The sequence below is a fragment of the Rhizobium sp. P1_E1 genome, from assembly GCF_056406015.1.
Genome location: NZ_JBFUAY010000405.1, coordinates 1 through 2,374, shown reverse-complemented (window position 1 = coordinate 2,374; position 2,374 = coordinate 1). Strand labels below are relative to the sequence as shown.

Here is a 2,374-nt window from a genome sequence, read left to right as displayed (position 1 = left end):
CCAGGTAATCGGGCAGCGTCGTCTTGCTTCCGAGACGGGTACGCATGACGACACGATGATCCATCTTGTCAGCGTCCGGTCCGGCCAAACGTTCGCGGTGAAGTGCGAAAGCCTCCGCCGTGACCAGCGGACCATATCTCGTCATCAGATCGAATATCTCGTCAAAGGCGGGAATGACGGTGCGGGCAACATGGGCGCCGGCCTTTTGAAGACGTTCCAAAGCGGCCTCGAACGCGGCGACGACGCCGGGTTCGGCGCCGTCGAAGACGACGTTTTCGGGCACGATGAGTTCCAGCCCTTGCAACGGGCGTTCAATGACCGCGGGCGCCGTCAATCCGCGCATCGCCGCATCGATCCAGACCGCGTCCCTGACGCTGCGGCAGAGCGGCCCCAACGAATCCAGGCTCTTTGCCAGCGGATAGACGCCTGCCATCGCGTGGCGGCCGCGTGTCGCCTTATAGCCGACRATGCCGTTGAAGGCGGCGGGAATACGCACCGAGCCGCCGGTATCGGTGCCCATGGCGACCGGAACCAACCCGGCCGCGACGACGACGCCGGCACCCGAGGACGAGCCGCCGGGAATCCGTGGGAGATCGGTGCCGCGCGGATTTACCGGCGTGCCGTAATGCGGATTGATGCCGAGGCCGGAAAAGGCGAATTCGCTCATATTGGTGCGCCCGACGGCGACCATGCCCGCCTGCTTGAGCAAAGCGACAACAGCCGCATCGCGCTTGGCCGGCATGTCCTTTGCCAGAACGACGGAACCCGCCGTCGTCGGCAAGCCTTCGATGTCGAAAAGATCTTTCCAGGCGATCGGAATGCCGTCCAGCAATCCAAGCGAGCGCCCTTCCCGCAGACGTCGCGAAGAAGCGCGCGCCTCCTCCATCCCCCGGCTTTCGAGCAGAGTGGTGAAAACCGCCTTGTCGGCATGGTTCGCGATGGAATCGAAAACCGCCTCGGCCACCTCGACCGGATCGGCCGCGCCACCTTGAATGAGGACCGAAAGTTGCGCGACCGACATGGCGCCGAAGGATTTGCTCATGGGACTATCCAGAAGAAAGATGTTCCTCTCTGGACTACCCCGGATCATTCCGGTGAACCAGAGCTTCACGATATTTTGCGTTTATTGGTACGATTTTTTGAACACTGCGTTTGAATATCGCCCCTTCAATTGCCACGATCGAAGACACACATGCTGCACGCATGCGGAAGCGGTTCGGCACGAGGGTGAGAGTTTGCTCTAGAGAGACCGGCGCCGCATGTGTTGCAGGAGTAATTAAAATGACAGATTGTGAAACTTTAAGCCGTCGCCAGGATATGGTGACCCTTCATGCAAAAGAGGACGAAACCGCCGGTTTGGGCGAACGCGATTATGTGGAACATGTCCGCGCCCAGAAACTTTCGGCCTTCGAACGCATAGTCGTGGTCGGAGCGCTGGTTCTCTTGAGCTTTGCGGGTTTTGCCGCATATTCTTCCGGCAATACGGACCCGATGACGACATCGGCCATTGCCGCCCCGGCCGGCGATAACATGCCGCAGCATCCGGCCTACGGCCATTGCCGCGACAGCAGCCCCTACGCTGAGAGGGTCTGCTAACAGGAAAGCCACCGCATAATTCCTTAAATCGGAATCGATTTAAGGATAAAATTATGCGGTAATTTTAAGTGCTACAGCGTCCTTTGTGCGTCTCAAAAGACGCACGGCGCTGTAGATCGCCGGGCATGGAGACCTTGAGCAGGCTGCATTGACAGCGGGAAGGGAAAAGAACCATGGCCGGTGATGTCGATTATAATCTCGATCGCTTCATTGATGCTCAGAATGGCGTCTATGAACAGGCGCTCTCAGAGCTGAAGGCCGGGCGCAAGACCTCCCATTGGATGTGGTTCATCTTCCCGCAAATCGCCGGCCTCGGCACGTCGGCGATGGCCGAAAAATATGCGATCCGCTCGGCCGAGGAAGCCGGCGCCTATCTCGCCGATCCCATTCTCTCAAGCCGGCTGCTGCGCTGTGTCGAGGCGATTCTGTCCGTCGGCGGCCGCTCGGCGCATGAAATTCTGGGCTCACCCGACGACCTCAAGCTACGCTCGTCGATGACCTTGTTTGCCGCGATCAGCGACCATGGTTCGCCCTTCCACCGGGCGATCGAGCATTTCTATCAGGGAAAATTCGACGAGCGGACGATAGAGATCCTTGGCGCGGATTAACGGCCCGGCCTGCTCTCCAGCGTAGCAATCTCCTCGGAGATCTCGCTCAACCGCTGACGTAGATCGATGTCGGTCCCATCATCGACCTCTTCCTCGCCGAAGCAATAGCGCGCATCATGAAGCTCCAGCTTGGCTTCGAGCTCGGCGCGTTTGTCATATAGGCGCTTGAG

General features: G+C 59.3%; 3 protein-coding genes. 2 read left to right on the top strand and 1 reads right to left on the bottom strand.

The genetic code is table 11. The features are described from left to right. The coding region (locus tag AC1D1Z_RS36360) for an amidase (protein ID WP_477853656.1) at nucleotides 1-1,042 on the bottom strand (1,042 nt) is incomplete at its 3' end. Nucleotides 1,043-1,317: 275 nt separating this feature from the next. Between AC1D1Z_RS36360 and AC1D1Z_RS36355 the strand changes: the two genes are divergently transcribed. Both AC1D1Z_RS36355 and AC1D1Z_RS36350 read left to right on the top strand, forming a co-directional pair. Next, entirely contained in the window at nucleotides 1,318-1,596 is a 279-nt protein-coding gene (locus AC1D1Z_RS36355; RefSeq protein WP_047617906.1) for a hypothetical protein, read from the top strand. A gap of 173 nt (nucleotides 1,597-1,769) precedes the next feature. Next, on the top strand, nucleotides 1,770-2,204 hold the full coding sequence (locus AC1D1Z_RS36350) for a DUF1810 domain-containing protein (protein ID WP_018246546.1): 435 nt from the start codon (nucleotides 1,770-1,772) through the stop codon (nucleotides 2,202-2,204). Nucleotides 2,205-2,374: the final 170 nt, after the last annotated feature.